This is a genomic window from Pseudomonas sp. GW821-FHT10C09, from assembly GCF_059415465.1.
The window spans coordinates 45,569-69,940 of record NZ_JBWKNG010000003.1; the positions used below are offsets into that span (position 1 = coordinate 45,569).

Genomic DNA, 24,372 nt, shown 5'->3' on the forward strand with positions numbered 1-24,372 from the left:
TCCTGCATGTCCGGCAATACCTACGGCAAGCTGTTCACTGTCACCACCGCGGGCGAAAGCCATGGTCCGGCGTTGGTCGCCATTGTCGACGGCTGCCCGCCGGGGCTGGAGATTTCTCTGGAGGATTTGCAGCGTGACCTGGACCGCCGCAAGCCCGGCACCAGCCGTCACACCACGCAACGCCAGGAAGCCGACGAAGTCGAAATCCTCTCCGGCGTATTCGAAGGTCGCACCACCGGCTGCTCCATTGGCCTGCTGATCCGCAACACCGACCAGAAGTCCAAGGACTACTCGGCGATCAAGGATCTGTTCCGCCCGGCCCACGCTGACTACACCTACCACCATAAATACGGTGAGCGCGATTACCGTGGTGGCGGTCGCAGCTCGGCGCGGGAAACCGCGATGCGCGTTGCGGCCGGCGCAATTGCCAAGAAATACCTGGCAACCCAGGGCATTGTCATTCGCGGCTACATGAGCCAGCTCGGCCCGATCGAAATCCCGTTCAAGACCTGGGATTCGGTGGAAGAGAACGCCTTCTTCAGCCCTGACCCGGACAAAGTCCCGGAGCTGGAAGCCTATATGGACCAGTTGCGCCGCGACCAGGATTCGGTTGGCGCGAAAATCACCGTGGTGGCTGAAGGCGTGATGCCTGGCCTCGGCGAGCCGATTTTTGACCGCCTCGATGCCGAACTGGCCCATGCGCTGATGAGCATCAACGCGGTGAAAGGCGTGGAAATCGGCGCCGGTTTCGCCAGCGTTGCCCAGCGTGGCACCGAACACCGCGATGAAATGACCCCGGAAGGTTTCCTCAGCAACAATGCCGGCGGCATTCTCGGCGGCATTTCGTCCGGTCAGCCAATCGTCGCGCACCTGGCGTTGAAGCCAACGTCCAGCATCACCACGCCGGGCCGTTCCATCGACATTCATGGCAACCCGGTGGAAGTCGTCACCAAGGGCCGTCACGATCCGTGCGTCGGCATCCGCGCGACGCCCATCGCTGAAGCGATGATGGCCATCGTGTTGATGGATCACCTGTTGCGTCACCGTGGGCAGAACGCCGATGTGCGCGTGAGCACCCCGGTGCTGGGTCAGCTTTAATGGCTGACCTTAACGCCGCTGCGGTCTGACGAGCGTGGCGGCGCTCCCGTACTGGCGGCTCTCCAGTTTCTATCTGTTCTATTTCGCCTTGCTCGGTTCGACAGCGCCGTTTCTGGCGCTGTACTTCGATCACTTGGGATTTTCCAGTGCGCGCATCGGCGAGCTGGTGGCAATTCCCATGCTGATGCGCTGCGTCGCGCCGAACATCTGGGGCTGGCTGGGTGATTACACCGGCCGGCGCCTGGCCATCGTGCGTTTCGGCGCGGTGTGTACGCTGCTGACGTTCTCGCTGATTTTCGTCAGCAAGACCTACGCCTGGCTGGCGATGGTCATGGCGTTGCATGCGTTCTTCTGGCACGCGGTATTGCCGCAGTTCGAAGTCATTACCCTGGCGCACCTGAAAGGCCAGACCTCGCGCTACAGCCAGATTCGTCTCTGGGGCTCCATCGGTTTCATCATCACCGTGGTGTTGCTGGGCCGATTGTTCGAATGGCTCAGCCTCGACATCTATCCGGTGGCGCTGGTGTTGATCATGGCCGGGATCGTCGTCAGCAGCCTGTGGGTACCAAACGCGCAACCGGTTCAGGGCCTCCGTGAAGCGGCGGACGGGTTTCTCAAGCAATTGCGCAGCCCGGGCGTATTGGCGTTTTATGGCTGTGTGGCGCTGATGCAAATGAGCCATGGCCCGTATTACACGTTTTTGACCTTGCACCTTGAGCGGTTGGGCTACAGCCGTGGCGTGATCGGTATGCTCTGGGCGGTCGGCGTGGTTGCTGAAGTGCTGATGTTTTTGGCCATGAGCAAGATCCTCGCGCGCTTCTCGGTGCGCCGGGTGCTGTTGGCCAGTTTCCTGCTGGCCGCGTTGCGCTGGGTGCTGCTCGGTTCGTTTGCCGAATTTCTCTGGGTGTTGCTGTTCGCCCAGGTGCTGCACGCGGCGACGTTCGGCAGCTTTCACGCGGCTGCCATCCAGTTCGTGCAACGTAGTTTCGGCGCACGCCAGCAAGGGCAGGGCCAGGCGCTGTATGCCGCGCTGGCCGGCACCGGCGGCGCATTGGGCGCGTTGTATTCCGGCTACAGCTGGAATGCCCTCGGCGCGCCGTTGACCTTTAGTATTGCAAGCCTCGCAGCCCTGGCGGCTGCCGTTATCATTGCCACACGACTGCAAGAGGACAGGCCATGAGCCTTACCCGTGAACACCTCGCCCAGGAAATCATCGACGCCGGGCGTTTTCTGTATGGCCGCGGCTGGTCACCGGCCACCAGCAGCAACTATTCGACGCGCCTGTCGCCGAGCGAAGCGCTGCTAACGGTGTCCGGCAAGCACAAAGGTCAGTTGGGGCTCGACGATGTGCTCGCCACCGATTTGTCGGGCAACAGCCTGGAACCGGGCAAAAAGCCGTCCGCCGAAACCCTGCTGCACACTCAGCTCTATAGCTGGCGCGCGGACATCGGCGCGGTGCTGCACACCCATTCGGTGAACGCCACGGTGCTGTCGCGCCTGACCCCGGAAGCTTTCATCGAGTTCGAAGACTACGAACTGCAAAAAGCCTTCAGCGGCGTGTCGACCCACGAGTCCCGGGTGCGCGTGCCGATTTTCGACAACGATCAGGATATTGCGCGCCTCGCCGCCAAGGTGCAGCCTTGGCTGGACGCCCATCCCGATTGCGTCGGCTACCTGATTCGCGGCCATGGCCTCTACACCTGGGGCGCGCGCATGAGCGATGCGCTGCGGCAGATCGAGGCCTTTGAATTTTTGTTCGAGTGCGAGTTGAAGATGCGCTCGCTCTCGAACGTTAAAGCATGAACCGTTAAGGAGTTGCCCTGATGAGCAGCCTGTCCGTTTACCACGTCTCAAGTCCTGACCTGCCGAACAAGGTGCTGACCCATTTCGAAGACATCGCCTCGACCCTGGCCGAGCAGGGCGTGCGTTTCGACCGCTGGCAAGCGGCCGCGAAGATCCAGCCGGGCGCCAGTCAGGAAGAAGTGATCGCCGCGTATCAGGAGCAGATCGACAAACTGATGACCGAGCGCGGTTACATCACCGTCGACGTCATCAGCCTGAACAGCGATCACCCGCAAAAAGCCGAACTGCGCGCCAAGTTCCTCGATGAACACCGTCATGGCGAAGACGAAGTGCGTTTTTTCGTGGCGGGTCGTGGCCTTTTTACCCTGCACATCGACGATTACGTCTACGCGGTGCTGTGCGAAAAGAACGACCTGATCTCGGTGCCGGCCGGCACGCCGCACTGGTTTGACATGGGCGAGCATCCGCATTTCGTCGCGATCCGCCTGTTCAACAACCCTGAAGGCTGGGTAGCCAACTTCACCGGCGAAGACATCGCCAGCCGCTTCCCGCGTCTTGAGGACTGAACCGATGCCGATCAAAGCGATTCTCACCGACATCGAAGGCACCACCAGCGCGGTGAGTTTTGTGTTCGACGTGCTGTTTCCCTACGCCGCAAAACACCTGCCCGAGTTTGTCCGTCAGCACGCCGCGCGCGCCGATGTGGCGGAGCAACTGGCCGCCGTGCGCCGCGACAGCGCCGAGCTGGATGCCGACGTTGAGCGGGTGATTGCGATTCTCCTGGACTGGATCGCCGAAGACCGCAAAGCCACGCCGCTCAAGGCGTTGCAAGGCATGGTCTGGGAGCAGGGTTATCAGGCGGGGCAGTTGAAGGGCCATGTTTACCCGGATGCGGTTGAAGCGCTCAAGCGCTGGCATCAGGAAGGCTATCAACTGTTTGTGTATTCCTCGGGCTCGATCCAGGCGCAAAAACTGATCTTCGGCTGTTCGGATGCGGGGGATTTGTCGCCACTGTTCAGCGGCTATTTCGACACCACGTCGGGGCCCAAGCGGGAAGCGCAGTCTTACCAACGCATCACTCAGGCCATTGGGCTTGAGCCTGCGCAGATTCTGTTTCTATCCGACATCGTTGAAGAACTGGACGCTGCGCGCACGGCCGGCATGGCGACCTGCGGGTTGGCGCGAGAGGGCGGGGAGCTGGCAAGCCATCTGACCGTCGACAGCTTCGCGCGAATCAACCCCACCACCTTTTAAGAAACACACACATAACCTGTGGGAGCGAACCTGCTCGCGAAAGCGGCGTATCAGTCAATATCAATCTCGACTGATATGCCCTCTTCGCGAGCAGGCTCGCTCCCACAGTGTTTTGTGTTGCCGTCAGATTGATTTACGCGGTGTGATAAGTCGGCAAGGCAAACCGCTGCTGGCTTTGCAGCATGGAGATCTGCGGCAGTTCACTCGCTTGTTCGGCAAGGTCACGGCGAATCGCACTGATGGCCCAGGTCAGTTGGTCACCAGCGTGCAATTGTTGGTAGGAGAGCGAACGTTTAAACACTCGGCCTTCAGTGCTACGCAGGGTCAGCAGAATCCCGCCATCAGGACGCGCCTGGGTGGTGACTTCGAAGTTGGAGAACAGGGAGGTAAATTTTTCTTGGATCAGGCTCATGTCTATCAGCTCCGTTTGCACGTGATTGGCAAGCATGGAGAGGTAGTTGCAGCGATTGTGCCAGTATTTGAAACTAATAAAATCATTACAAATCAATAAGTTAATTTTTTACGGCGTTTTCGCTTTCGTGCATTCTGCATGAATGGCCATCGTGCATCCTGCATTTTGAAAGATTGTTGCTGCCTCGACGGAACCAATCCGCACGTCGAGGTTCACCGTTCGTTTGTAGGGGCTGCGGATACAAAACATTGCAAAATCCGCGTGTACAGCCCAAGAACCGCTGACGTATTTTCGAGCTCATGGAACGCCGCCCGACAATAAAAAAATCAGCGGGAGCACAGATGAAACGCAGGCCGAACGACACGATTACCTGGGGCATGATGCTCCGCAAACTGCCGACGATCGCCAGAGCCATTCCCCGTGTGGTGAAGGGCCTGAAAGTCGCCAATGTCAAGGATCCGACCCAACCGTGTGGCCTGGGCTGGTGTTTCGAACAGGCGACGTTGCGTAATCCCGATGGCCCCGCGTTATTGCAGGGCGACGTGACGCTGACCTACATGCAGGTCAACCAGTGGGCGAATCGCATTGCCCATCATCTGATTAGCCAAGGCATCGGCAAAGGTGACGTGGTCGCGGTTTTCATCGAGAACCGCCCGGAACTGCTGGTGACGATTCTGGCAGTGGCCAAGGTCGGCGCCATCAGCGCGTTGCTCAACACCTCGCAGACCCGCGATACCCTCGCGCACAGCCTGAACCTGGTGGCGCCGGTGGCGATCATTGTTGGCGGTGAGTTGGTCCCGGCGTTTTCCCAGGTCCGCGAACGGGTGTCGATCGCGCCGGCGCGAACCTGGTTCGTCGCCGATCAAGACACCTACAACCATCCCGGTATTGCGCCCGAGGGCTTCGTCAACCTGATGACGGCCAGTGTCGACGCGGTCGACGACAATCCAGCCAGCAGCCAGCAGGTTTTCTTCGACGATCCTTGTTTCTATATCTACACCTCGGGCACCACCGGATTGCCCAAGGCCGGCGTCTTCAAGCACGGGCGCTGGATGCGCAGCTCCGCCAGTTTCGGCCTGATCGCCCTGGACATGCAGCCGCACGACATCGTCTATTGCACCTTGCCGCTGTACCACGCCACCGGGCTCTGCGTGTGTTGGGGCTCGGCCATCAACGGTGCTTCGGGCTTTGCCATCCGCCGCAAGTTCAGCGCCAGCCAGTTCTGGAATGACGTGCGCAAATACCACGCGACCACCCTCGGTTACGTCGGCGAGTTGTGCCGCTATCTGGTGGATCAACCCACCAGCGCCGAGGACAACCAGCACGGCGTGACGAAGATGATCGGCAACGGTTTGCGACCCGGCGCGTGGGACGCCTTCAAGTCCCGCTTCGGTGTCGAGCATATCTGTGAACTGTATGCGGCCAGCGACGGCAACATCGGCTTCACCAACATTCTCAATTTTGACCACACCATCGGGTTCTCGCTGATGGCCTGGGAATTGGTGGCCTACGACCACGACAGTGGCCAGCCGATTCGCAACGCCAAGGGTTTCATGAACAAAGTGGCCAAGGGCGCACAGGGTTTGTTACTGGCGAGAATCGACGACAAGGCGCCGCTGGACGGCTACACCGATCCGCAAAAGACCGAAAAAGTCGTGCTGCATGACGTGTTCAAGAAGGGCGATCGGTACTTCAATACCGGCGACCTGCTGCGCAACATCGGTTTCGGCCATGCGCAATTCGTCGACCGTTTGGGCGACACCTACCGCTGGAAGGGCGAGAATGTCTCGACCACGGAAGTCGAAAATATTCTTCTGCAACACCCACACATCGCGGAAGCCGTGGCGTATGGCGTGGAAGTCCACAACACCAACGGGCGTGCCGGCATGGCGGCGATTACCCCGGCCGAGTCCCTGGCCACCCTGGACTTCAGCGAACTGCTGGATTTCGCTCGCCAGCAAATGCCGGCCTATGCGGTGCCGCTGTTCCTGCGGGTGAAAGTAAAAATGGAGACCACCGGGACCTTCAAATACCAGAAGACCCGGCTCAAGGACGAAGCCTTCGACCCCGGCAAAACCGGCGATGACCCGATCTACGCCTGGCTGCCCGGCACCCAGACTTACGTGCAGGTTACCGAGCAGGTGCTGGCGGATATTCATGGCGGCAAATACCGCTATTGAATGTGCCTATGGCCGCCCTTGAGAAAAAACAAGTGACAGCGCAGGGGCTGCTCGGGAAACTGTCGGCTTTGCGAATAACCGAACAGGGAGCCCCCGATGTCAGACCAAAGCCGCCAGATGACCCCCGAAGAAGCCGCTGAATTTGCCGAACAGGTATTCAACAAGGCGCGCGAGGGCGATGCGGCCATGATGGCTGCGTTGCTGACCAAAGGCCTGCCGCCCAACCTGCGTAACCACAAGGGCGACACCTTGCTGATGCTGGCCGCCTACCACGGCCACGTGGACACTGTGAAAGTCCTGCTCGAACACAAGGCCGATCCGGAAATCCGCAACGACAACGGCCAAAGCCCGATTGCCGGTGCCGCATTCAAGGGCGACCTGGCGGTGGTCAAGGCCTTGGTCGAGGGCGGGGCGCAAGTGGAGGGCTCGTCGTTTGATGGCCGTACCGCGCTGATGATGGCGGCGATGTTCAACCGCGTCGAAATCGTCGACTACCTGATCAGCAAAGGTGCCGATCCGAAAGCCAAGGACGCCAACGGCGTGTCGGCCCTCGATGCCGCGAAAACCCTCGGCGCCACCGACACCATCGCCCAGCTTGAGAAACTGATTGGCTGACAGTATGTCTTCGCGAGCAGGCTCGCTCCCACAGGAGGATGCATTCCCAAAGTGGGAGCGAGCCTGCTCGCGAATGGGCCAAACGCAATCAATGCGCTATCCTTCGCGCCCTCAAAATTCATTCGCTACAGGATCCACCTCATGAAAGCCGCACTCGTCGAACTCATCAGCAAAATCAGCTCCGGGTGCATGAGCGATGACGAAATCCTCAAGGTTGCTGACGAAGCAGCTCAGGCTTACGCCGATCCTCAGGCTTTCCTGGCGGCCAACCCGGATATCAACTACGACGACACGTTCCCGATCCCGTTGGGTGAATGGGTGGTGGTTGGCAGTTTGCCGGAGACGGTGCTGTTCCAGGCCGACACCTACATGGACCTGTTCGCCCAGATCGTCGCCTCGTTCGGCCCTGGCGTTGATTTCAACATCAAACCCAAGCAACTGGCCAAGACCGAAGCCCTGACAGCACTTAACCGCATTCAGGTGCAAATGGGCAGCATGAACAAGGAAAACGGTGGTTACACGTTGATGAACTTCAGCCAGTTGCTCGATGACGAGCTGCAAGTGGTGCTGGTCTACGGCAACGATGTGCCGCGCGTGCTGGAGCTGTGCGCCGAAGTCGGCATCACTGCTGCGCCGTCGCTGGAAGCGCTGAAGGTTGCGATTCACGTTTAAAAAGCGGAACCCTCGCGAGGCCCGGCTATCCTAAGGGTGCATATCACTCTTAGGGAGCGTCACCATGGGTTCTACGTTCAACAGCCTGGTCGCCTTGATCATTTTCGTGCTGGATATCTGGGCCATCATCAACGTGTTTAAAAGTGGCGCCACCACCGGGATGAAAATCCTCTGGGTGCTGTTGATCGCGTTCCTGCCGGTGTTGGGCCTGATCATCTGGGCCATCGCCGGGCCACGGGGCAACGTCCGGGCCTGAGCACACTCTCAAAGCCGACCCCATTTCCGCCTGTGGGAGCGAGCCTGCTCGCGAAAGCGGTTTGCCTGTCGCATGGATGTTGGATGTAGTTCCGCTTTCGCGAGCAGGCTCGCTCCCACAGGTGAATGTGTCGACTCATCAAGTGAGGTTCGACCTGTCATCTTCCGCGACGTAGAATGCGCGCCTTTCCTGGTTAATCGAGCTGCTCGATTGGCCATCATGGGCGGGTAACCGTCCGTTGCCACCCGCATTCATCGGAGCACTTCCCATGAGCAATACCCCTACCAGCGAATACCTGGAAACCCTCTACGAAGGTTACGGCCAGCGTTTTCGCATGGAAAAACTGCTGCACGAAGTGCGCACCGAACACCAGCACCTGGTGATTTTCGAAAACCCGCGCATGGGCCGGGTGATGGCGCTGGACGGCGTGATCCAGACCACCGAAGCCGACGAATTCATCTACCACGAAATGCTCACCCACGTGCCGATCCTGGCGCACGGCAGCGCCAAGCGCGTGCTGATCATCGGTGGCGGCGACGGCGGCATGCTGCGTGAAGTGGCCAAGCACCGCAGCATCGAACACATCACCATGGTCGAGATCGACGGCACCGTGGTCGACATGTGCAAGGAGTTCCTGCCGAACCACTCCAAAGGTGCATTCGAGGACCCTCGCCTGAACCTGGTGATCGACGACGGCATGCGTTTCGTCGCCACCACCACTGAAAAGTTCGACGTGATCATTTCCGACTCCACCGACCCGATCGGTCCGGGCGAAGTGCTGTTCTCGGAAAACTTCTACCAGGCCTGCCGTCGCTGCCTGAACGAAGGCGGCATCCTGGTAACGCAGAACGGCACCCCGTTCATGCAGATCGAAGAAGTCAAAACCACCGCCGGGCGTCTGCGCAGCCTGTTCCCGGACTGGCACTTCTATCAGGCGGCCGTGCCGACCTACATCGGCGGCTCGATGACGTTTGCCTGGGGCGCGACCAATACCGCTTATCGCAAATTGTCCCGTGAAACCCTGCAACAGCGTTTCGCCGGCAGCGGCATCATCACCCGCTACTACAATCCAGAAATTCACATCGGCGCCTTCGCCTTGCCGCAATACGTGCTGCAAGCGGTGAACAAGCCAAGCAACGACTAAAGGATGTACCCATACCCCCATGTGGGAGCGAGCAAGCCCGCTCCCACATGGGGTCATGTTTTTCCTGTCAGTACGCGTTATTCGTTTGAACGATCAGTCAGCGCAAAAGTCCAGATGCATGTAAGCCCATCCATGGGCTTTATCGAGGAGGCACTGATGCAAAAGTGGAAAATCACTTTCGTGGATGATCACGGTGAAACAATCGATGAAGTCTTTGAGTGCGACGAGTGCCCGGACAACGAGCACGCCGCCAAACTCATCAAGGCCCGACTCCTGCCTGTCGCCGCCGAACTGGATCTGAACGATCTGGAAGGGCGAACCCCCGATGCGAGCGTCAAAAGTCTCAAGACGCAGAACAGCATACAAATCCTCGGCATCACGCCAATCTGAACCTCTCCTGTCTGATTCTCATCCAGGCCTTGGCAGCGGCTCTCTCTTGAGGCTACTCTGCAATCGAGATCAGCGAATGGATCGCTAAGGTCTGGTCTTGTCAGCTACATGCTTGCTTCCCACCGGCAACGAGGTTGCCGCATCGCGCGCACCACTCGGCTGCGTGTGCCCGGGAATACGGAAAGTCTATCCATCACTATGAGGGGGACGTTTCATGAGCACAGCCTATCAAGAAGACATCAGCAGCTCGGTGCTGCGCCGCATGAAAGAAGGCGGTTTCGACTTTTCAAGATTCCACCCCATCGAGTTCTACGCCATTTTTCCCGACGAGGAGCGGGCCCGCAGAGCAGCAGGTCATTACCGTGGTGAATCCCTGAATGCGCAAATCAGTGTGCGCGACGACGGTGCATGGGCGCTCGAACTGAGCAAAGTCATGTACGCCACCTACGATGACATCGGCGATTTCGAGCAAGGCTTCGAGGCGGTGGTCGAGCCTCTGGGCGGCATCATCGAAGGATGGGGCGTCAAGCAGGAGGTACGAGGGCTACTCGCATAATCCTATGAACAGTGACACGCACTAACGGCTGGCCTTCGGGTTGGCCGTTTTAGTTTGCGGGGGACGTAAAACACGTCCGGCAAAACCCTGAAACAAGAATCCGGGGCAAAAAAAACCGCCTGAGCAGGCGGCTAAAGGGAAGTTCGGGCTGTTTTTCCAGCGAATGCGCGGATTATCCGCACCGGCGGCCGGGCAGTGAAATCAACTCTGACTATGCTGGTGATAGGCGACAACGTCGCCTTGCAATGAAGCGGGGGCTGTCAGGTTGGGGCGTTTGCTGCACAGGAATGGTGCGATGTAAACGGAGCGATTATCCAACCGATTGATATCAAAGCGTTTCTGCCGCTGGCACGGGCCTTGCGAAGCCTAGGTGTCCGGGTGACAAGGAGTACGGCATGATCCGCACCTATTTTGATGAAATGTACGATGCCGGCGGCCAGGTCCGTCCGCATTATCGGGAGTTTGCCCGTTGGCTGGCCGAAACGCCTGACGAGCTTTTGGCACAACGGCGACGCGAGGCCGATCTGTTATTTCATCGCGCCGGGATAACCTTCACGCTCTACGGGGACGAGCAGGGGACAGAGCGCCTGATTCCCTTCGACACCATTCCGCGAAGTATTCCTGCCAGCGAATGGCGGGTCGTCGAGCGCGGCTGCATTCAGCGGGTCAAGGCACTGAACATGTTCCTTGCCGACCTCTATCACGAGCAGCGCATCATCAAGGCCGGCATCATCCCGGCCGAGCAAGTGCTGGCCAACGAGCAATACCAGTTGGCGATGCAAGGGCTGGATCTGCACCGGGACATCTATTCGCACATCTCTGGCGTCGATCTGGTGCGCGACGGTGACGGCACGTACTACGTGCTCGAAGACAACCTGCGTACACCGAGCGGTGTGAGCTACATGCTCGAAGACCGCAAGATGATGATGCGCCTGTTCCCCGAACTGTTCGCGGCGCAACGCATTGCGCCAATCGATCACTATCCGAATCTGCTTCTGGATACCCTGAAAAGCTCCAGCCCGATCGATAACCCGAGCGTGGTGGTGCTGACGCCGGGTCGTTTCAACAGCGCGTTTTTCGAGCATGCCTTTCTGGCTCGGGAGATGGGCGTTGAACTGGTGGAGGGGGCGGATCTGTTCGTGCGCGATGACAAGGTGTTCATGCGCACCACGGACGGGCCGAAAGCCGTCGACGTGATCTACCGTCGCCTGGACGACGCGTTCCTCGATCCTCTGGCATTCAATCCGGACTCGATGCTGGGCGTTCCGGGGCTGTTGTCGTCGTACCGTTCCGGCAACGTCGTGTTGGCGAATGCCATCGGCACCGGTGTGGCGGACGACAAGTCGGTGTACCCGTTTGTCACCGACATGATCCGTTTCTACCTCGACGAAGAACCGATCCTGAAGAACGTGCCGACGTTCCAGTGCCGCAATCCCTCCGAACTGTCCCACGTATTGGCCAATCTTCCGGATCTGGTGGTCAAGGAAACCCAGGGCTCCGGCGGTTACGGAATGCTGGTGGGGCCGGCGGCGACGGCGGCGGAAATCGAGTCGTTCCGTGCACGGATCAAAGCCAAGCCGCACGCGTATATCGCGCAACCGACGTTGTCCCTGTCGACCTGTCCGACCTTTGTCGAAAACGGCATTGCGCCACGCCACATCGACCTGCGTCCGTTTGTATTGTCTGGTCGCGAAACCCGGGTTGTGCCCGGCGGTTTGACCCGTGTCGCCCTGCGTGAAGGCTCTCTGGTGGTGAATTCCTCCCAGGGTGGCGGAACCAAGGACACCTGGGTGGTCGAGGATTGAAGGAAGCCTGCCATGTTAAGTAGAACTGCCTCGGATTTGTATTGGATGTCGCGTTACCTGGAGCGGGCGGAAAACCTCGCACGGATGCTCGACATCAGTTATTCGCTGTCGCTGATGCCGCAGGATGGTCGCGGCGACGGGCTGCACGAACTCGCCATGCCGCTGCTGATCACCGGCACCCTGGACGATTACCTGGAGCGCCACGGCGAGTTGCATGCCGAACGGCTGCTGCATTTCTTCGCCCTCGATGCGGCCAACCCGGCGAGCATCTACAGCTGCCTCGGTTCGGCGCGAGCCAGTGCCCATGCGGTGCGTGGGCGAATCACCGCCGACATGTGGGAAAACATCAACGCCACCTGGCTGGAAATTCGCGGGATCGCCGAACAGGGCTTGAGTCGCTACGGCATGAGCCGTTTTTGTGAGTGGATCAAGGAACGTTCCCACCTGTTCCGGGGCGCGTCCTACGGCACCATCATGCGAAACGATGCGTTCCGCTTCATTCGTCTGGGGACGTTTATCGAAAGGGCGGACAACACGCTGCGCCTGCTCGATGCGCGCTACGAAATGGCCGGTGATCAAGCCGAAGCGGTCAGTGACGGCACGGCGCACGCCTATTACCAGTGGAGCGCCTTGCTGCGAGCGCTGTCGTCGTTCGAGGCGTACACCGAGATCTATCGCGACGCACCCGGTGCCCGGCATGTGGCGGAGTTGCTGTTGCTGCGGGCCGATGTACCGCGTTCGCTGCGTGCCTGCACCGAAGAAATCGACCAGATCCTCGCCAGCCTGCCGGGAGCAAACGGCCGTCCCGCGCAACGCCTGGCCGCCGAGATCGACGCACGCCTGCGCTACACCGGCATCAACGAAATTCTCGACGAAGGCCTGCACGCCTGGCTGACCGAATTCATCCCGCTGGTGCGCCAGTTGGGCAACGCCATTCACAGTTCATACCTGGAGGCTGCATGAGACTTTCCATAAGCCACGAAACCACCTATCACTATGAAGATCAGGTGCGGGCGAGCATCCAGTACCTGCGACTGACACCCCATGACAGCGAGCGTCAGCACGTGCTCAGCTGGCAACTCGACCTGCCGCGCCCGGTGCGCGCGCAACTCGACCCGTTCGGCAACATCCTGCACGTGCTGACCATGGACGAGCCGCACGAGGCGATCATCATCGGCGCCCGTGGTCAGGTGGATATCGATGAACTGCGCGAAGCCGAGCATGAGAGCCAGTCGGCGCTGCCGTTCCTGCGTTTCACCCGGCTGACCGAAGCCGACGAAGCCTTGCGAGCGTTCGCGCAAAAGGAATGCAAGACCCGTCGGGATCGCACCGCGCTGATCGACTTGATGCATGGCCTGAACCAGCACATGACCTACACGCCGGGTTCGACCGAAGTCGACACCAGCGCGGCCCAGGCCTTTGCCGGACGTTCCGGCGTCTGTCAGGACCACACCCATGCGTTTCTCGCCTGCGCGCGAAGCCTGGGCATTCCGTCGCGGTATGTGTCCGGTTATCTGTACAGCGAGAACAGCGAACACCTGGCCAGTCACGCCTGGGCGGAAGCGTGGCTGGATGATGCGTGGTACAGCTTTGACGTGACCAACGAATTGGCCCGACCGGAACGGCATTTGAAACTGGCGGTGGGCCTGGATTACCTGGATGCCTGCCCGGTACGCGGAATGCGCCGGGGCGGCGGGTGTGAGCAGATGCATGCGAAGGTGTTTGTGTCACCGACACCGATGCCGGTTATCTCCGTTCAACAACAGTAATCCGGGATTTCACAAATCCCCTGTGGAAGCACGCTTTTGTGGCGAGGGAGCTTGCTCCCGCTGGGGCGCGTAGCGGCCCTCAACCAAGGCAGCGCGGTATGCCAATCTGATCGAGTTTCCGGGTTTTAGGGCTGCTGCGCAGCCCAGCGGGAGCAAGCTCCCTCGCCACAGGTGTGCGCTTACTTGGCTGGAGACAGTTTGCGTCCGGCCATGTGCTTCAAATACCCCATCAGCATTTCCAGATCACCATCCGGCAACACCTGCGCCGTAAACCCCGGCATCTTCGCCTGCGGCCACTGCCTCAAACTCTGCGGATCACGGATATAGCGCTTCAAGAACTCCGCCCCGAAATACTCGGTCGGGCTATACGGAATATTCAAATCCGGCCCGAACTGCGCGTCCCCGGCACCATTCAATCGATGGCACGCCAGGCAGTTCTTCTGGAACAACGCAAATCCCTGATTCACCGGATCGTTCGCCTTCAACGCCGGATCAGGCAGCAGGGCAGGGAAGCGCGCTGCCACCGGTGCCAGGCGCTTGATGCTGGACACCTGAAACGGCCACTGCTCCGGGCTGATATTGCCAGCTTGCGGATCCGTCCAGACCAGATAAAACGGCCCGGCACTCGGCTTGCCTTCCGACAACGCCGGCCACGGTTTCGCCGGGTCCTCAATCGCCAGCCACGCCCGCGCACCTTGGGTGTTGAGCAACGGAGCCGCGGCCAACTCGGCGGCAAATCCGTCCAGCGCCACGGCTTGCAAATGGTCGTCGGGCTTGATACCGGTCAACAGCGCCGCCAGCGGCACCGCTTGATAGCTCATGTCCTGTTTGTAGGAAACGTCGTCGGCAACATGAAGGGTCTGGACTTGCGGGTGCTTGAGCAGTTCTTCGGTCTGCCAGGTGCGAGTGGTCGCGCCTAGCTCGAGGTTCAGCTGTGCGGCAAACAGAGGCGTGCTGAGCAGCAAGGCCCCGAACAGAATGAGCGTTTTCAATAGATCGCCGTCCATGTCGTGGAAGTGCCGTAAAGGTTGGCACACCCTCGCTGGCCCGGGTAGCGGGCCAGTCACATTTTTGGAATGACGATATAAATACCTGACGCCGTATTTTCTGCCGACTAGCCAATCACCTTGGTCAGATTCGGCAAAATCAACAACAGCGTGGTGGCGAAAAGAATGAGCCCGGCTTGACGTACTTTCGAATGTTTGAACATGGCTTGACCGCCTTTTTTGTTATTTCCTGATGCCTGCCTGCATATCTCCATGACGGCAGAGCGTTGCACTTCCTGTAGGACGAGCGCCTCGGCAAAACCCGACGACAACTTCGTACACTTCACCTTAGAGCCCGCGTCACTCCCGGTTTAGATCCATTTCGTATGGAACTACCTAAAAAAACTATTAAAACGGCATGAGGCCTATTGCCAGCTTCTTGGGCGCCCTATTGCTAGACACTTCCGGCTCCTGAAACGGTTAATCCGGTAGCTCACTACCGTCCGTCTGAGCGTGTCCGTCAATGTCAGTGAGCACTGCGGTCATTGAATCCGCGGCGGCCCGGCATAAGAGTGAGCACTCAGTATTTACTCACCGCCCAGGTTCGAGGACGTCATGACCCAAGCTTTGATTTTCGACGCGTTACGCACGCCCCGTGGCAAAGGCAAGGCCGATGGCGCCTTGCACAGCGTCAAACCGGTCAATCTGGTGGCCGGCTTGCTCACGGCGCTGCAACAGCGCACGTCGCTCGATACCAGCCAGGTCGATGACGTGGTACTCGGCTGCGTGACGCCGATTGGTGATCAAGGCTCCGATATCGCCAAAACCGCAACTCAGGTGGCGGATTGGGACGTCAGCGTCTCGGGCGTGCAGATCAACCGCTTCTGCGCGTCGGGCCTTGAGGCGGTGAACTTCGGCGCGATGAAGGTGCGTTCCGGTTTCGAAGACCTGGTGGTGGTCGGCGGGGTCGAGTCGATGTCCCGCGTGCCGATGGGCAGCGACGGCGGGGCTTGGGCGCTGGACCCGGAAACCAATCTGCACAGCCATTTCACGCCGCAAGGCGTGGGCGCCGACCTGATTGCCACCCTCGAAGGGTTCAGTCGCCAGGACGTCGATGCCTACGCGCTGCACTCGCAACAGAAAGCGGCGCGGGCACGGGCGAACGGTTCGTTCAACAAGTCGCTGGTGCCGGTGCAGGATCAGAACGGCATCATCCTGCTCGATCATGATGAGTTCATTCGCGCCGACTCCACCCTGGAAGGCCTGGGCAAGCTCAAGCCGAGTTTCGAGATGATGGGGCAAATGGGCTTCGACGCCACGGCGTTGCGTGTCTACAGCCATGTCGAGCGGATCAATCACGTGCACACGCCGGGCAACAGCTCCGGGATCGTCGATGGTGCGGCGCTGATGTTGATCGGTTCCGAAGCCAAGGGCCGGGCGCTGGGCTTGCAGCCTCGGGCGCGGATCGTCGCCACGGCGGTCACCAGCACCGATCCGACCATCATGCTCACCGGTCCGGCGCCGGCCACCCGTAAAGCGCTGGCAAAGGCCGGGCTGCGGGTGGAAGACATCGACCTGTTCGAAGTCAACGAAGCGTTCGCCTCGGTGGTGCTCAAATTCATCAAGGACATGGCCATCGATCCGGACAAGGTCAACGTCAACGGCGGCTCCATCGCCATGGGCCATCCGCTGGGCGCCACGGGCTGCGCGATTCTCGGCACGCTGCTCGATGAGCTGGAAACTCGGCGCCTGCGCTATGGCCTCGCGACATTGTGTGTCGGTGGCGGCATGGGCATTGCCACCATCATCGAACGCCTCTGAGCCCCCGACTTCCAAGGAAACATGTTCATGACTGAAGCCATTCGTTACGAAAAGGGTCAGGACCAGATCGTTGTCCTGACCATCGACATGCCGGGCCAGAGCGCCAACACCATGAACGCGGTCTACCGCGAAGCCATGGCCGCGTGCGTCGCCCGGTTGGTCGCTGAAAAAGACAGCATCGCCGGGGTCATCATCACCTCGGCCAAGAAGACGTTCTTCGCCGGCGGCGACCTCAATGAACTGATCAAGGTCGGCAAGCCCGAAGCCAAAGCCTTCTACGACATGGTGCTGACCCTCAAGGGTCAATTACGCACCCTGGAAACCCTTGGCAAACCGGTGGTGGCCGCGATCAACGGCGCCGCATTGGGCGGCGGTTGGGAAATCTGCCTGGCGTGCCATCACCGCGTGGCGCTGGACAATCCGTCGGTGCAACTCGGCCTGCCGGAAGTCACGCTTGGCTTGCTGCCGGGCGGCGGCGGGGTGGTGCGCATGGTGCGGATGCTGGGCATCGAGAAAGCCTTGCCCTACCTGCTGGAGGGCAAAAAAGTTCGGCCACAACAGGCGTTGCAGGCCGGGTTGATTGACGAAGTGGCGAAGGATTCTGGCGAACTGCTGAGCAAGGCGCGGACATGGATTCTGGGCAATCCGACGGCGGTACAACGGTGGGACGTGAAGGGATATCAGATCCCCGGCGGCACCCCGTCCAGCCCGAAAGTCGCGCAGATGCTCGCCATCGCGCCGTCGATCCTGCGCAGCAAAACCCAGGGCTGCATGCCCGCGCCGGAGAAAATCCTCTGCGCGGCGGTTGAAGGCGCCCAAGTGGATTTCGACACTGCGCACCTGATCGAAACCCGCTACTTCACTGAATTGACCACCGGCCAGGTCTCGAAAAACCTGATTGGTACGTTCTGGTTCCAACTCAACGAGATCAATGCCGGCGGCTCGCGGCCGCAAGGTTTTGCGCCCTACGTGACGCAAAAAGTCGGGGTACTAGGCGCCGGGATGATGGGCGCGGGCATCGCGTTTGTCAGCGCATCGGCTGGCATCGAGGTGGTGCTCAAGGACATTACTCTGGCGGCAGCGGAGAAGGGCAAGGCCCATTCGGCAGCGTTGCTGGACAAGAAAGTTGCGCGCGGCCAGATGATTGCGCAGCAACGTGAGGCGATTCTGGCGCGGATCCGCACCACCGAAAGCGATGCGGACCTGGCCGGTTGCGATCTGATTATCGAAGCGGTGTTCGAAGATCGCGAGCTCAAAGCCAAGGTCTCGTCGGCCGCGCAAACAGTCGTCGGGCCGGACGCGGTGATCGCTTCCAACACCTCGACTTTGCCGATCAGCGGCCTCGCAACTGCGGTGCCGGATCAGAGCAAATTCATCGGCCTGCACTTCTTCAGTCCCGTGGAAAAAATGCCATTGGTGGAAATCATCAAAGGCGCCAATACCAGCGACGAAACCCTGGCTCGAGGCTTTGATTTCGTCCTGCAAATCAAGAAAACCCCGATCGTGGTCAACGACAGTCGCGGCTTCTTTACCTCGCGGGTGTTTGGCACCTTCACCAACGAAGGCATCGCCATGCTCGGCGAAGGCGTCAGCGCGCCGATGATCGAAACCGAAGCGCGCAAGGCTGGCATGCCCATCGGGCCGCTGGCGATTTCTGACGAAGTTTCCCTCAGCCTCATGAGCCATATCCGTCAGCAAACGGCCAAAGACCTGCAAGCCGAAGGGAAACCGCTGACAGAGCATCCGGCATTTGCGGTGATCGACTTGCTGCTCAACGAATACAAACGGCCCGGTAAAGCGGCAGGCGGCGGTTTCTACGACTACCCGGCCGCAGGCCAGAAATATCTGTGGCCGGAGCTGAAAAGCCGTTTCGAGAAGCCTGACGGGCAGATTTCGCCAAAGGATGTGCGTGATCGCCTGCTGTTCGTGCAAGCCATCGAAACCGTGCGCTGTGTGGAGGAGGGCGTGCTGATGTCGACGGCGGACGCCAACGTCGGTTCGATCTTCGGCATCGGTTTCGCGGCCTGGACCGGCGGTGCGCTGCAATTCATCAATCAGTACGGCGTACAAGACTTCGTTGCCCGCGCCCAATACCTGGCCGCGCAGTATGGCGAACGCTTCAATCCGCCAGCGTTGTTGCTGGAAAAAGCCGCCAAAGGGGAGACGTTTTAAGGGACCGGTGACGCCTCGCAGGGCTTGCCTTGGAACGGTGTTTCGAGGCAGGCTCTGGGGTGTGCATTATTCCCATCACGTGTCAGGTATTTTTTATGTCGTTACGCATCTGCATTCTGGAAACCGACATCCTGCGTCCGGAACTGGTCGATCAATATCAGGGTTACGGGCAGATGTTCCAGCGTCTGTTTTCGCAGCAACCCATCGCTGCCGAGTTCACGGTCTATAACGTGATGCAGGGCGAATACCCAAGCGATGACCTGACCTTCGACGCTTATCTGGTCACCGGCAGCAAGGCCGATTCCTTCGGCACCGACCCGTGGATCGAAACCCTCAGGAAATACCTGCTGACCCGCTACGAACGCGGCGACAAACTCTTGGGCGTGTGTTTCGGCCATCAGTTGCTGGCGTTGTTGCTGGGCGGCAAAAGCGAACGCGCCACCCAAGGCTGGGGCGTCGGCACCCACAATTACAAACTCGCGGCCAAGGCGCCGTGGATGAGCCCGGTCCGGGAAGAGTTGACGTTGTTGATCAGCCACCAGGATCAGGTGACCTCGCTACCCGAAAACGCCACGGTCATCGCCTCCAGCGATTTCTGCCCGTTCGCCGCTTACCACATCAACGATCAAGTGCTGTGCTTCCAGGGGCATCCGGAATTCATTCACGACTATTCGCGGGCGCTGCTGGAAATTCGTCAGGAAGCGCTGGGTGAGCAGATCTACTCGAAAGGCGTGGCCAGCCTTGAGCATGAGCATCATGGCGCTACGGTTGCGGAGTGGATGATGCGGTTTGTGGCGCACAAGCCAGAAACGGTCTGAGGTTCACAATTTCTGCGGTGAGGAGCTTTCTGTGGCGAGGGAGCTTGCTCCCGCTCGGCTGCGCAGCAGTCGCCATTCAGGCAACGCGGTTTGTCTGAATAAGTGCTGGGGGCGCTTCGCACCCCAACGGGGGCAAGCCCCCTCGCCACACAAGCTCCCTCGCTACAGGTAAGCAAGCCGTTACAACCATCCGGATTTCTTGAAACTCGCCCACAACCCCGTGCATCCCAGCGCAATAAACCCCAACACCCCGAAGTACCCGTAGTGCCACGCCAGCTCCGGCATGTTCTGGAAGTTCATCCCGTAAATCCCGGCCACCGCCGTCGGAAACGCCAAAATCGCCGCCCACGCCGCAAACTTGCGCTGCACCACGCTCTGACGTGAAGCCTCCAACAACACCCCCACCTCAATCGTCTGGCTGGCAATGTCGGCCAGGGTCGTCAGGTCTTCCATCTGCCGCGTCACGTGGATCTGCACATCCCGGAAGTACGGGCGCATGTTCTTGTCGATGAACGGGAAGCTCAGCTTCTGCAGTTCCTCACCGATCTCGACCATCGGCGCCGCATAACGACGCAAGCGCAATACGTCCCGGCGCAGGCCGTGCAGTTTCTGGATGTCATGTTCGTTCAGCGCACTGCACAACACGTTGCGCTCCAGCTCATCGATTTCGGCGTGGATTGCTTCACCCACGGGCTGGTAGTTTTCGATCACGAAGTCGAGGATGGCATAGAGAACGAAGTCCTCTCCGTGTTCAAGCAACAACGGGCGTGCCTCACAGCGTTGCCGTACATAGGCGTAGGAAGCTGAATGGCCATTGCGTGCAGTGATGATGTAGCCGTTGCCGGCAAAGATATGTGTCTCGATGAACTCGAGTTTGCCCTCGTTACGAATCGGTGAGTACGTGACGATAAACAATGCGTCGCCAAAGGTTTCGAGCTTCGGCCGGCTGTGCTTTTCCAGGGCATCTTCGATGGCCAGTTCGTGCAGGTTGAACTGGCGTTGCAGGTTGGCCAGTTCTTGGGCGTCCGGCTCTTCGAGGCCGATCCACACAAAGTGGTCGGGTTTTGCGGCCCAGGCTGCGCCTTCGTCGAGGGTGATATTGGTGACTTTCTTACCGGCGCTGTAAACCGCAGCAGCAACAACTCTACCCATGATTCAGGTTCACTTCTTATTAGCAGGTGGCAGTGGCAGGCATTCTTCAGCTTAGCCTTGTCTGATGCTTCAGAGTGAGCGAACTCTGCAGAGTTCGAAGGCAAAAGTTCGAAGGCAAAAGAAAACCCGCACCAGGCGGGTTTCTTTTTACGCGGCTTGCAGTTGCCGATCCATCGAAGCGATGCATTCGCGCATCTGTTCGCGGCACTGGGCCATCAGCAGGGGCATGTCGTCCAGGCTCAAACCCGCTGTAGGAATCGCCGGCAACGAACGAATCAGAATTTTCCCACTGCGCCAGCGGTTCAAACGCATGTGTTTGACGTAACTGCTGACACACACCGGCACGATCGGCACGCCGGCAGCGATCGCCATCTGGAACGCGCCTTTCTTGAACGGCAGCAACTCTTCACCCAGGTTGCGCGTGCCTTCCGGGAAGACCCAGATCGACGTGTCTTCATGCTGCAAGGTGTGCGTAGTGGTCAGCATCGACTGGCGCGCCTTGTGCGCATTGCCGCGGTCGATCAAGACGTTGCCCGCCAGCCAGAACAACTGCCCAAACAGCGGCACCCACTTCAGGCTCTTTTTGCCGATGCACACGGTACGGCGGGGCACCACGTTGCCGAATACAAACAGGTCGTAGTTGGACTGGTGATTGGCGATGATCACGCAGCTGTCAGGTTTGTCCATCAACGGACCGACATCGGCCTTCACCCGTAAACGCAAAATACACATTGCCGGCCACGCATACAGACGTGCGCACAAACGGCTGTTGTCCGGGTTGAACGGGCGACACAGGCCCAGAATCACCCCCAGCACACCGGCCAGAATAAAGTGCAGGCCCATCAAGAACATACGAAACACAAACAGCATTTACAGGCCCCACCGGGACAAAAGGTGGCGCAGTGTACGGATGTGCACTGTTTTCGGCAATTGCCGCTATAGAGGAGGGAGATAGGCGATGTTTGTGCGCATGTTTCCGACTTGTGGGTCAGACGCGTTCTAGAGCGGTTACAGACTTTTCAACATCACAGGTAAGAAAAAGCCCGACACGACGGTCGGGCTTTTCGGTGCAGCGCGTCTGGGCTTAACCCAAGTGTTGCTGATCGAGGATGATTGCGTTGTCCAGCGTCTCCAGCAGCGCCTTGCGTACTTTCAACTTGGTGTTCTTGTGCGCAGTCATGTTGATCTTCTTTAGCTGACGAGCTGCTGCCAGCGCGGCACCTGCCAGCTCTTCGGCCGAGACCACCACGTCGAGGAAACCTGCGTCCACAGCGCTCTGCGGGTTAAACATCTCGCCATTGATCACGGAACGATGGAACGCCGACTTGCGCAGACGATCACGGGCAATCTCGATACCGGCGTGGTGCATGGTCATACCGATCTGCACTTCGTTCAAGCCAATGCTGAACGGGCCATCAACCCCGATGCGGTAATCGGCCGACAACAGCAGGAACGCACCTTTGGCCACGGCATGCCCCGGGCACGCCACGATCACCGGGAACGGGTGCGACAGCAGGCGGCGGGCCAGCGTCGAACCGGCAGTGACCAACGCCACGGCTTCTTTCGGCCCGGACGTCATCACCTTCAAGTCATAACCCCCGGACAGAATCCCCGGCGTGCCGGTAATGATCACCACCGCACGATCAGTCACTGCCTGATCCAGCGCAGCGTTAAACGCGGCAATCACGTCGGGCGAGATGGCATTGACCTTGCCATTGCTCAAGGTCAGGGTCGCGATACCGTCTTCGAGATGGTAGGAAATCAACTCACTCATGACGCTATTCCTTGTATGAAAGTTGGGGCAGACGTTACCCACCGCGGCAGGCCAGGTAAAGCGCTGTGACTGACCCGTCAGTCACCCTTTCCCCGCCGGGCAAGCGTAGCCCGCCACATCCGCGGCGCATTCCCTTCTATATAGAAGCAGGCGCGAAGCCGGAGATTGGCAGGTTTGCCATGACCCCAAATCCGGCGGAACGACTAAAACGCTAAGCGCATGAAAATTCTGCAAAAAAAGTTTGCCATCGGAAAAGGTTTCGACTACATTAGCGCGCCTCGACAGACAGAACTTGTTTGACGAGATACGGTGAAGTGTCCGAGTGGCTTAAGGAGCACGCCTGGAAAGTGTGTATACAAGAAATTGTATCGAGAGTTCGAATCTCTCCTTCACCGCCAAATTCGATGTAACCAGAACCCCTGATTTCGAGAGAAATCAGGGGTTTTGTGGTTTCTGGGGTCTGGTTTTGGCCAGCGGGACCTGTTTCGGAATTGTCCATGGGGTTGGGGGCATGATGGTGTATGAACGGTGCCTGCCTGACCATTACAAGGCGTGCTTTTCAAAAGACGGTATAAGCGACGCACAAACTGGTCTACTTTCTTAAACCAGATGTTATAGCTTTGAATCGTTACCGACTCAGCAGGGTCGCATTCGTAATTGTTTCCATTGTAATTAATGAAAAGACTTTCCTTCTATTGGAAGGCGTGACTCAGTATCCAGGTTGTTGAGGCTCTGACAAAAAATCCAGGACGTTCGAGTTTTTCGGTTTGATGTATTGATTTTCGGTACTTAAAGATTCCCCGTAGTGCGAACTATCAGCGGAGACATTGCAGTATCCGACTTGGCCTTTTTTGACTCTTGAGTCTGCGCAGAACACATAACCCTGAAAAAAGATGAACCCCCCTGAAAACGCCTGAAAACCCATGAAAACATCCGGGCGGTTCGGACAAGTTTTGACGCGTTCTATACAGTTTGCATAGGCCAATAGAGGCCGCCGTAATGACGTTAGAATATACGAGGTCGAACAATGAAAACGCGAATTGTAAAAATAGTGGCTGTGTACATAGCGATATTGAGTCTGCAGGGCTGCGCTAGCATCGTCGGCGAGACTGAGTATCCGGTGGCAGTCTCAAGTGCGCCAGAGGGCGCTTCTTTTGAGATCAAAAACAAGTCTGGCCAGATTGTCCATTCGGGGACCGCGCCCAGCACAGTAACGCTGAAGTCAAGCAAAGGGTATTTTTCCGGGCAGACCTATACTTTGCTATTCAAGAAGGATGGGTATTCCGACAAGATGGCGACCTTGGATTCGGATATTAGCGGCTGGTATTGGGGAAATATCTTGATCGGGGGCTTGATTGGAATGCTTATCGTCGACCCGGCAACCGGGGCAATGTACAAACTTCCAGAGTCAATCTCAGCTGATATGGGTAAACCAATCGCCAAGGCGGGCACCAAACCTCTTGCGGTGATCAGTATCGATTCTTTGACTGAAGAGCAACGCGCGTTGCTGAGTCCTGTTAAATAATGTCTGTGACGATTAGTGCCCTTTGCATAAAACGGACAGATCTATTTTGGGCTAAGTTATATCGAGAGATCGAATCTCTCCTTCACCGTTAAATTCGATCTACCTGGCGACCAATCGAAAGTGCACGACAAACAACTTCTGAGTGGCTAACCGCGCCCACCTGACTCCTG

General features: G+C 58.8%; 24 protein-coding genes and 1 tRNA gene. 20 read left to right on the plus strand and 5 right to left on the minus strand.

Annotated elements, in window-relative coordinates:
- Positions 1 to 6: 6 nt before the first annotated feature.
- From aroC to mtnC, 5 genes are read left to right on the plus strand one after another with little or no spacing between them, the layout of a single operon-like run.
- The gene (aroC, locus tag AC07N8_RS03225) at positions 7 to 1,098 is read left to right on the plus strand and encodes a chorismate synthase (protein WP_131062445.1); all 1,092 of its coding nucleotides are present in this window, start codon (positions 7 to 9) and stop codon (positions 1,096 to 1,098) included.
- A gap of 34 nt (positions 1,099 to 1,132) precedes the next feature.
- On the plus strand, positions 1,133 to 2,278 hold the full coding sequence (locus tag AC07N8_RS03230) for an MFS transporter (protein WP_483843827.1): 1,146 nt from the start codon (positions 1,133 to 1,135) through the stop codon (positions 2,276 to 2,278).
- Positions 2,275 to 2,901, plus strand: coding sequence for a methylthioribulose 1-phosphate dehydratase (locus AC07N8_RS03235; RefSeq protein WP_483843826.1), 627 nt, complete (start codon positions 2,275 to 2,277; stop codon positions 2,899 to 2,901). The genes AC07N8_RS03230 and AC07N8_RS03235 overlap by 4 nt, the downstream gene beginning before the upstream one ends.
- A gap of 20 nt (positions 2,902 to 2,921) precedes the next feature.
- Positions 2,922 to 3,467, plus strand: a complete 546-nt coding sequence (locus tag AC07N8_RS03240) for a 1,2-dihydroxy-3-keto-5-methylthiopentene dioxygenase (RefSeq protein ID WP_123434165.1) — start codon at positions 2,922 to 2,924, stop codon at positions 3,465 to 3,467.
- 4 nt (positions 3,468 to 3,471) lie between these two features.
- Positions 3,472 to 4,155, plus strand: coding sequence for an acireductone synthase (gene mtnC, locus AC07N8_RS03245; protein ID WP_493142227.1), 684 nt, complete (start codon positions 3,472 to 3,474; stop codon positions 4,153 to 4,155).
- A gap of 133 nt (positions 4,156 to 4,288) precedes the next feature.
- Here mtnC and AC07N8_RS03250 read toward each other — a convergent pair whose 3' ends face one another.
- Complete coding sequence (locus AC07N8_RS03250; RefSeq protein ID WP_483843854.1) at positions 4,289 to 4,567, minus strand: DUF3509 domain-containing protein; 279 nt, start codon at positions 4,565 to 4,567, stop codon at positions 4,289 to 4,291.
- 341 nt (positions 4,568 to 4,908) lie between these two features.
- Here AC07N8_RS03250 and AC07N8_RS03255 point away from each other — a divergent pair, with 341 nt between their 5' ends.
- The 10 genes from AC07N8_RS03255 (at position 4,909) to AC07N8_RS03300 (ending at position 13,954) form a co-directional block, all read left to right on the plus strand.
- A complete protein-coding gene (locus AC07N8_RS03255) occupies positions 4,909 to 6,747 on the plus strand; it encodes a long-chain-acyl-CoA synthetase (protein WP_483843824.1) in 1,839 nt (612 codons plus the stop codon).
- Positions 6,748 to 6,843: 96 nt separating this feature from the next.
- Complete coding sequence (locus AC07N8_RS03260) at positions 6,844 to 7,362, plus strand: ankyrin repeat domain-containing protein (protein ID WP_493142225.1); 519 nt, start codon at positions 6,844 to 6,846, stop codon at positions 7,360 to 7,362.
- Between the two features lie 141 nt (positions 7,363 to 7,503).
- Positions 7,504 to 8,034, plus strand: a complete 531-nt coding sequence (locus tag AC07N8_RS03265) for a hypothetical protein (RefSeq protein ID WP_483843822.1) — start codon at positions 7,504 to 7,506, stop codon at positions 8,032 to 8,034.
- Between the two features lie 64 nt (positions 8,035 to 8,098).
- The gene (locus tag AC07N8_RS03270; protein ID WP_483843821.1) at positions 8,099 to 8,290 is read left to right on the plus strand and encodes a PLDc N-terminal domain-containing protein; all 192 of its coding nucleotides are present in this window, start codon (positions 8,099 to 8,101) and stop codon (positions 8,288 to 8,290) included.
- Between the two features lie 268 nt (positions 8,291 to 8,558).
- Positions 8,559 to 9,434 carry a polyamine aminopropyltransferase gene (gene speE / locus AC07N8_RS03275; protein ID WP_123434171.1) on the plus strand — a complete coding sequence of 292 codons (876 nt, stop codon included), beginning with the start codon at positions 8,559 to 8,561 and terminating at the stop codon, positions 9,432 to 9,434.
- Between the two features lie 156 nt (positions 9,435 to 9,590).
- Complete coding sequence (locus AC07N8_RS03280; protein ID WP_483843819.1) at positions 9,591 to 9,824, plus strand: hypothetical protein; 234 nt, start codon at positions 9,591 to 9,593, stop codon at positions 9,822 to 9,824.
- A gap of 214 nt (positions 9,825 to 10,038) precedes the next feature.
- The gene (locus AC07N8_RS03285) at positions 10,039 to 10,380 is read left to right on the plus strand and encodes a ribonuclease E inhibitor RraB (protein ID WP_027922513.1); all 342 of its coding nucleotides are present in this window, start codon (positions 10,039 to 10,041) and stop codon (positions 10,378 to 10,380) included.
- A gap of 395 nt (positions 10,381 to 10,775) precedes the next feature.
- Positions 10,776 to 12,185, plus strand: a complete 1,410-nt coding sequence (locus AC07N8_RS03290; protein WP_027922514.1) for a circularly permuted type 2 ATP-grasp protein — start codon at positions 10,776 to 10,778, stop codon at positions 12,183 to 12,185.
- Positions 12,186 to 12,197: 12 nt separating this feature from the next.
- A complete protein-coding gene (locus tag AC07N8_RS03295) occupies positions 12,198 to 13,148 on the plus strand; it encodes an alpha-E domain-containing protein (protein WP_483843818.1) in 951 nt (316 codons plus the stop codon).
- Positions 13,145 to 13,954, plus strand: coding sequence for a transglutaminase family protein (locus AC07N8_RS03300; protein ID WP_027922516.1), 810 nt, complete (start codon positions 13,145 to 13,147; stop codon positions 13,952 to 13,954). The genes AC07N8_RS03295 and AC07N8_RS03300 overlap by 4 nt, the downstream gene beginning before the upstream one ends.
- 179 nt (positions 13,955 to 14,133) lie before the next feature.
- Here AC07N8_RS03300 and AC07N8_RS03305 read toward each other — a convergent pair whose 3' ends face one another.
- A complete protein-coding gene (locus AC07N8_RS03305; RefSeq protein ID WP_493142221.1) occupies positions 14,134 to 14,961 on the minus strand; it encodes a c-type cytochrome in 828 nt (275 codons plus the stop codon).
- A 594-nt stretch (positions 14,962 to 15,555) separates the two neighbouring features.
- Here AC07N8_RS03305 and AC07N8_RS03310 point away from each other — a divergent pair.
- The 3 genes from AC07N8_RS03310 (at position 15,556) to AC07N8_RS03320 (ending at position 19,751) form a co-directional block, all read left to right on the plus strand.
- Positions 15,556 to 16,761 (plus strand): acetyl-CoA C-acetyltransferase, encoded by a 1,206-nt coding sequence (locus AC07N8_RS03310; RefSeq protein ID WP_493142219.1) that lies wholly within the window; start codon positions 15,556 to 15,558, stop codon positions 16,759 to 16,761.
- A 27-nt stretch (positions 16,762 to 16,788) separates the two neighbouring features.
- Positions 16,789 to 18,933 carry a 3-hydroxyacyl-CoA dehydrogenase NAD-binding domain-containing protein gene (locus tag AC07N8_RS03315; RefSeq protein WP_493142217.1) on the plus strand — a complete coding sequence of 715 codons (2,145 nt, stop codon included), beginning with the start codon at positions 16,789 to 16,791 and terminating at the stop codon, positions 18,931 to 18,933.
- Positions 18,934 to 19,028: 95 nt separating this feature from the next.
- A complete protein-coding gene (locus tag AC07N8_RS03320; protein ID WP_493142215.1) occupies positions 19,029 to 19,751 on the plus strand; it encodes an amidotransferase in 723 nt (240 codons plus the stop codon).
- Positions 19,752 to 19,931: 180 nt separating this feature from the next.
- On the opposite strand, the gene AC07N8_RS03325 is transcribed toward AC07N8_RS03320, so the two are convergent.
- From AC07N8_RS03325 to AC07N8_RS03335, 3 genes are all read right to left on the minus strand, one after another.
- A complete protein-coding gene (locus AC07N8_RS03325; protein WP_483843814.1) occupies positions 19,932 to 20,903 on the minus strand; it encodes a magnesium and cobalt transport protein CorA in 972 nt (323 codons plus the stop codon).
- A gap of 147 nt (positions 20,904 to 21,050) precedes the next feature.
- Positions 21,051 to 21,773 carry a 1-acylglycerol-3-phosphate O-acyltransferase gene (locus AC07N8_RS03330; protein ID WP_123434181.1) on the minus strand — a complete coding sequence of 241 codons (723 nt, stop codon included), beginning with the start codon at positions 21,771 to 21,773 and terminating at the stop codon, positions 21,051 to 21,053.
- Between the two features lie 214 nt (positions 21,774 to 21,987).
- Positions 21,988 to 22,677: a crotonase/enoyl-CoA hydratase family protein gene (locus AC07N8_RS03335; protein WP_493142212.1), complete on the minus strand. Its 690-nt coding sequence runs from the start codon at positions 22,675 to 22,677 to the stop codon at positions 21,988 to 21,990.
- 308 nt (positions 22,678 to 22,985) lie between these two features.
- Between AC07N8_RS03335 and AC07N8_RS03340 the strand changes: the two genes are divergently transcribed.
- Both AC07N8_RS03340 and AC07N8_RS03345 read left to right on the plus strand, forming a co-directional pair.
- Positions 22,986 to 23,075, plus strand: a tRNA-Ser gene (locus tag AC07N8_RS03340).
- Between the two features lie 629 nt (positions 23,076 to 23,704).
- Complete coding sequence (locus AC07N8_RS03345) at positions 23,705 to 24,202, plus strand: hypothetical protein (RefSeq protein WP_483843812.1); 498 nt, start codon at positions 23,705 to 23,707, stop codon at positions 24,200 to 24,202.
- Positions 24,203 to 24,372 lie beyond the last annotated feature (170 nt).